Genomic DNA, 6,747 nt, shown 5'->3' on the forward strand with positions numbered 1-6,747 from the left:
TAATACGTGATCTTCCGCGCAAAAGAAAAACAAATTTATATTTCGTGCTTTAGTTAACCGTTTTTTGACATAATATTAACATCTGCAAGGAGATAATAATATGACTCAAATAACTAAACATCCCGTTCCTGCTGAAATTGCAAAAAATGCCCTGATTACCGAACAACAGTATAACGATGAGTACCAACGCTCGATTCAAGACCCTGAAGGATTTTGGGGCGAAAAAGGAAAAATCGTTGATTGGATTAAACCGTACACCCGCGTTAAGAATACCTCTTTTGACCCCGGACACATCGATATCCGTTGGTTTGAAGATGGCACTTTAAATCTAAGTGCAAACTGCTTGGACCGCCATCTGGCTGAAAAAGGCGACCAAGTAGCGATTATTTGGGAAGGCGATGACCCGTCATCGTCAAAAAATGTCACTTACCGTGAACTGCATCATGATGTTAGCCAATTTGCTAACGTCTTAAAAAAACAAGGTATCCGCAAAGGCGATGTCGTGGCGATTTATATGCCAATGGTCGTCGAAGCCGCTGTCGCCATGCTAGCGTGTGCGCGTATCGGCGCTATCCATACGGTCATTTTCGCTGGTTTCTCTCCTGAGGCGGTCTCTGGTCGCGTTATTGACTGTAAAGCGAAGCTGATTATCACCGCAGATGAAGGTTTACGTGCAGGGCGTGCTATCCCACTGAAGAAAAATGTGGATGACGCATTAGCCAACCCGCAAGTCACTACCGTTACGAATGTCATTGTCTACCAACGTACAGGCAATGTCCCAAGTTGGGTCGAAGGTCGCGACTTATGGTGGCATGACGTCATCAAAGGGGTTAGCGCTGATTGCCCACCAGAAGAAATGAGCGCGGAGGACCCGCTGTTCATTCTGTACACCTCAGGCTCAACAGGTAAACCCAAAGGGGTTCTTCACACCACTGGTGGTTATCTGGTTTATGCCACACTCACGTTTAAATATACCTTTGACTATCATCCAGGTGAAGTCTACTGGTGTACTGCGGATGTGGGCTGGGTAACAGGCCATAGCTACTTACTCTATGGGCCATTATCCAATGGCGCAAAAACCGTTATGTTTGAAGGTGTACCAAATTACCCATCCGTTAATCGAATGAGTCAGGTCGTTGATAAGCACCAAGTCAATATTCTTTATACCGCGCCAACTGCTATCCGTGCATTAATGGCGGAAGGCGACAAAGCGATTGAAGGTACCGACCGTAGCTCATTACGTATTCTTGGTTCTGTTGGCGAGCCAATTAATCCTGAAGCGTGGGAATGGTTCTACAAAAAGATTGGTAACAGCCGTTGCCCAGTGGTTGATACATGGTGGCAAACCGAAACGGGTGGTTTTATGATCACACCGCTGCCGGGTGCAACCATGTTAAAACCGGGCTCCGCAACATTGCCTTTCTTTGGTGTCCGTCCTGCACTTGTGGATAACCTCGGTGAACCTATTGAAGGGGCAACCGAAGGTAACTTAGTGATTGTCGATTCATGGCCGGGTCAAGCCCGTACTTTATTTGGCGATCACGAGCGCTTCGAGCAAACCTATTTCTCCACCTTTAAAGGCATGTACTTTAGTGGTGATGGCGCTCGTCGTGATGAAGATGGTTATTACTGGATCACAGGTCGTGTTGACGATGTACTGAATATCTCAGGCCACCGTTTAGGCACCGCAGAGATTGAGTCCGCCCTCGTCTCGCACCCGAAAGTGGCTGAAGCCGCTGTGGTTGGTATTCCTCATAGTATTAAGGGGCAGGCAATCTATGCCTATGTCACATTAATATCAGGGGTTGAACCCTCTCCTGAGCTATACACTGAAGTTCGCAATTGGGTGCGTAAAGAAATTGGCCCAATCGCAACACCGGACGTTCTTCACTGGACGGATTCTTTGCCAAAAACCCGTTCCGGTAAAATTATGCGCCGTATCCTACGAAAAATTGCATCAGGGGACACCAGCAACTTTGGAGATACCTCCACGCTGGCAGATCCGGGTGTTGTCGAAAAACTACTCGAAGAAAAACAGTCTATGAGTATGTCATAGCGTTAAAAGGCCGTCTTATGGCGGCCTTTATATAAATACTCAAAATCATTAAGCACTAGAAATTAAGTGCATAAATCCCCCGATAATCTTTTCGGGTAGGTTACTGCGGCCAATTTCTAGGTATTTAAAGAGAATAGGGTATGCCAATAATACAATAACAGAGGAGAACTCTGATGAATGCTACTGCTTACGAAAAGGTAGAGGATAACCCTCGCTTCAAAGAACTGGTTAGAAAACGTAGTCGCTTTTCATGGTTGTTATCAGTAATAACGCTTGTCCTGTATGTTGGTTTTATTTTTCTTATCGCTTTTGACCCTAGCTGGTTAGGTACCCCAATTGCGGAAGGTTCATATATCACTAGGGGGATTCCTGTGGGTGTTGGACTGATCATCATTTCGTTTGTGTTAACCGGGCTATACGTTATCCGTGCTAATGGTGAATATGACCGTTTAACGGCCGAAATTTTAAAAGAGGTAGAAAAATGAAATATTTGCTCTCACTCATTCTCTTTTTTACCTCATCAATGGCATTTTCCGATGCATTGACAGGGGATGTTGAACGTCAGCCTGTCAATATTCAAGCTATTGTGATGTTCTTGCTGTTCGTCGGTTTTACGTTATATATCACTTATTGGGCGTCGAAAAGAACGCGTTCTCGCTCTGATTACTATACAGCAGGCGGGAAAATTACAGGTTTCCAAAATGGGATGGCAATTGCTGGGGACTTTATGTCCGCCGCCTCCTTCTTAGGGATCTCCGCTCTGGTTTATACTTCTGGCTATGATGGGCTAATCTACTCAATTGGTTTCTTAATTGGCTGGCCGATCATTCTATTCTTAATTGCTGAGCGCTTACGTAATTTAGGTCGCTACACTTTCGCCGACGTTGCATCTTACCGGTTAAAACAAAGGCCGATTCGAATTTTATCTGCGGTCGGTTCGTTGGTCGTCGTCGCACTCTATCTCATCGCTCAAATGGTAGGCGCAGGTAAATTAATCGAATTATTATTCGGCCTAAATTACCATGTTGCTGTTGTGATTGTCGGTATCTTGATGGTGCTATATGTCCTGTTTGGTGGAATGTTAGCGACCACATGGGTGCAAATCATCAAAGCAATTTTATTATTAGCGGGTGCCACATTCATGGCAGTAATGGTCATGAAGCACGTCGGCTTTAACTTTAATACCTTATTTAAAGAAGCCGTTGCCGTTCATAAAAATGGCATTGCTATTATGAGCCCAGGGGGACTCGTTTCCGACCCAATATCCGCTTTATCACTCGGCTTAGCCTTGATGTTCGGTACAGCAGGCCTTCCTCATATTATTATGCGCTTCTTCACAGTTAGTGATGCAAAAGAAGCCCGTAAGAGCGTGTTCTATGCAACAGGATTTATCGGTTACTTCTACATATTAACCTTCATTATTGGCTTCGGTGCGATTGTTCTTGTCAGCTCAAACCCTGCATTTAAAGATGCTGCAGGTGCGTTGATAGGCGGTACCAATATGGCTGCGGTTCACCTAGCTGACGCTGTTGGTGGTAACTTCTTCCTAGGCTTTATTTCTGCGGTTGCTTTCGCCACCATTCTTGCGGTTGTTGCAGGTTTAACACTTGCTGGTGCTTCAGCGGTATCCCATGACCTTTATGCGATGGCAATGAAAAATGGTAAAGCTGACGAAAAAGACGAGTTACGAGTCTCAAAAATTACGGTTGTTATCTTAGGTTTTGTTGCAATTGGACTTGGTATTTTGTTTGAAAAACAAAATATTGCTTTCATGGTCGGTTTAGCCTTCTCCATCGCAGCAAGCTGTAACTTCCCAATTATTTTACTGTCAATGTACTGGCGCAAACTCACCACTCGCGGCGCATTAGCAGGGGGTTGGTTAGGGCTAACTACAGCAGTCGTCTTAATGATTTTAGGGCCAACAATTTGGGTAGGTATCCTACACCATGATAAACCTATCTATCCTTATGAATATCCAGCATTATTCTCTATGATTGTCGCATTTGTCGCATCTTGGTTATTCTCTATTACCGATAACTCAGAACAAGGCAGAATGGAAAGAGAACGCTTTAAAGAGCAGTTTGTTCGTTCACAAATTGGCTTGGGTATTGAACAAGGTAAATCTCACTAAGTTTCACTTAATTGCCACCCAAAACGGCTCAAAACATCGAGCCGTTTTTTTATTATCCTTTCTTATCCCTTTAAGTTTATGGCCTTAATAAAAACCATAGTGAGCTCACTAAGACAAAAAAAATCCTTCTTTCTACATAGAGAAAAGAAGGATATTGATAATATTTAAGGACTTATTTTTATTTTCGTTATTCGTTGCTATCTTGCATAGTGTTGTCTTTCTACATCAGCCCAATTTTCTACAAGTGAATAAAAATCAACTGAATTTGTTTTTCTCTCTTCTTGTAATTTTTTGAATTCTTGCTTATTTTTCGGCGTATAACGAGAAAGTAATTGGTCTAATACAACATGCTTATCCGCAAATTGGGAACCCAATTTTAGCGTTTTAAACAATGTGATAGTAATAATCCCACTGATTGCTAGCATTCCCACAACAGATGCAAAGCTATACTCAATTCCAACGAAGTTTCTCACGGCATTTAGCAGTAAAAAGGGTACAAAAAACATCACCAATAAAGAAAGAATCGTTGCACCATCTTGGCCATTGTTAAACTCATTTTCTTTCTGGTTATTCACAGAAAGGATTTGGTCAAAAATTTTATGGTTAGCGCTTTTTGTTTTATTCATGTGATCCACCTATGGTACAGAGGTATTGTTTACAAGAAATACAATACATAAGAAGGTATAACTTGCTTAGCAGACCTATCTTTCATATCAAGATGCGAGTTTCTTTCCTTTGAAAATTTCACTTATAAGCAAACTTCATCTATAACGCGATAACTAGATATGCCATTAACTACTTTGAAACAGTATAAATGTAAGTAAATGAAACATCAATTTAACAATTTTTATATAAAAAAATAAACAATTGCGCATTTTTCTATCAATAATTTGCAAATATAATAACCACTTTTTATATAAGTAAAATTGGTTAATTTTACTTTATTGATTGATATTACTGAGTTTACTGTAGAAAAAATGGACATAATAGGTGTGTTAATTAGCACCATAAAAACCATTAAACTGATAAATATTATATGACGGGATCAGAACAAACAAGCCAGATAATTACGTTAAGTCATTATTATTTTTAATAGGTCATGATTTATCTATCACTAATGAGATAAAAAGTAGCCATAGATGAAAGCCACCACTCTTTTAACCTGCCTACTCCATAAATATACTTATCGCTATAGCGACTATCTATGCATAGCCGCAATCAATTGGATGGTAGAAAACAGAATAAAAACGCGGGAATAATAAGCAATGTGATAACACAAGTTAGTTGCTAAGCGGATTATTGATCAGCGATGAGAAAAAGTGCCATAAATGAGTTAATTGCTGAGTGGACTACTGATTGTCTTATGATTAACTAATCTTTTCATCTTCAGGCCTTACCTACTCTGAAAAAGACAGCGCCCACAACTAGATTACCCGCTAATCTTTACCAGCCTCACTTACGCAACTACAGTGCTATAAACAGATAAGTTAGTTACTAAGTGGATTATGGATTAACTACAACAAGAAGTGGCATAAAGGCAGAGGACGATTTTGGGTAGGAAAAGGAACTATGGTGGAAGTTAACATAATGAAAATCGTGATCCCCCGTTAATTGCTTAGCTGATTATTATTTGATGACAAAAAAGAGCTCTAGATAAATAAGTTAGTTGCCAAGTGGACTACTGATTACCTTATCATTAACTGACAAGGGACTTTATCGCTTCACCTTCAGGCCTTACCCACGCTAAAAAGACAGCGCCAACAATAAGAATACCCGCTAATCTTTATCAAATTCACTTACGCAACTACAGTGCCATAAACAGATAAGTTAGTTGCTAAGTGGATTATTGATTAACAATGATAAAAAAATCCCTAGATAAATAAGTTAATTGCTAAGTGGACTACTAATTGCCTTATCATTAACTGGCGAGGGACTTTATCGCTTCACCTTCAGGCCTTACCAATGCTAAAAAGACAGCACCCACAACAAGAATACCCGCTAATCTTTACCAGCCTCACTTACGCAACTACAGTGCCATAAACAGATAAGTTAGTTGCTGAGTGGATTATTGATTAGCAATAACAAGGTGTCGCATAAATACTGGGGTGATTTCGGATGAGAAAAGGAACTACAATAAGGGCTAATATGATGAAAATTGGCGTAACATACCCGTGAGTTATTGAGTGCAGTATTGATTAGCAATAGCATTAATGCAAAGAACAGTTGCTAGCTGAATGACTCATCACGAAAAGTCACTCGTGGAGTCAACAAAGAAATACCCACTCGCCATCATCCTGTTCACCTAATGACTTAATTGCTAAGTTGACTACTGATTGCCTTATCACCTTTAACGATAAGTGGATCATTGATTAACTTATGGCTTTTGAGCCGCTTCCTCTTTCAGCCATAAAAATAATGGGCAGAGTAAACAAAGCGAAGCGCACCACGTGGCTCACACCACCGTAAATTGCGCCATTTCCCGTTTTCCCCAAACGCAAAAAAGCCACCCATTGGGTGGCTTTCTCACTAATTTAATGTCTGGCAGTTCCCTACTCTCACA

At 41.0% G+C, this 6,747-nt stretch carries 4 protein-coding genes; 3 read left to right on the forward strand and 1 reads right to left on the reverse strand.

Annotated features, from left to right (window positions below):
• Positions 1-100: 100 nt before the first annotated feature.
• The 3 genes from acs to actP all read left to right on the forward strand — a co-directional run bounded on the left by acs (position 101) and on the right by actP (position 4,187).
• Positions 101-2,056, forward strand: coding sequence for an acetate--CoA ligase (gene acs, locus AC4IFO_RS10415; protein ID WP_490734093.1), 1,956 nt, complete (start codon positions 101-103; stop codon positions 2,054-2,056).
• A gap of 173 nt (positions 2,057-2,229) precedes the next feature.
• Positions 2,230-2,541 (forward strand): DUF485 domain-containing protein, encoded by a 312-nt coding sequence (locus AC4IFO_RS10420; RefSeq protein WP_490734095.1) that lies wholly within the window; start codon positions 2,230-2,232, stop codon positions 2,539-2,541.
• Positions 2,538-4,187 carry a cation/acetate symporter ActP gene (gene actP, locus AC4IFO_RS10425; RefSeq protein WP_219245217.1) on the forward strand — a complete coding sequence of 550 codons (1,650 nt, stop codon included), beginning with the start codon at positions 2,538-2,540 and terminating at the stop codon, positions 4,185-4,187. The genes AC4IFO_RS10420 and actP overlap by 4 nt, the downstream gene beginning before the upstream one ends.
• Before the next feature lie 197 nt (positions 4,188-4,384).
• Here the strand turns inward: actP and AC4IFO_RS10430 are convergent, their stop codons facing one another.
• Complete coding sequence (locus AC4IFO_RS10430; protein WP_490734098.1) at positions 4,385-4,813, reverse strand: hypothetical protein; 429 nt, start codon at positions 4,811-4,813, stop codon at positions 4,385-4,387.
• Positions 4,814-6,747: the final 1,934 nt, after the last annotated feature.

This window comes from Providencia sp. UF-224 (assembly GCF_058245955.1).

Coding starts and splice junctions, on each gene's coding strand:
- acs (WP_490734093.1), top strand. CDS start 101: ATGACTCAAATAACTAAACATCCCGTTCCTGCTGAAATTGCAAAAAAT.
- AC4IFO_RS10420 (WP_490734095.1), top strand. CDS start 2,230: ATGAATGCTACTGCTTACGAAAAGGTAGAGGATAACCCTCGCTTCAAA.
- actP (WP_219245217.1), top strand. CDS start 2,538: ATGAAATATTTGCTCTCACTCATTCTCTTTTTTACCTCATCAATGGCA.
- AC4IFO_RS10430 (WP_490734098.1), bottom strand. CDS start 4,813: ATGAATAAAACAAAAAGCGCTAACCATAAAATTTTTGACCAAATCCTT.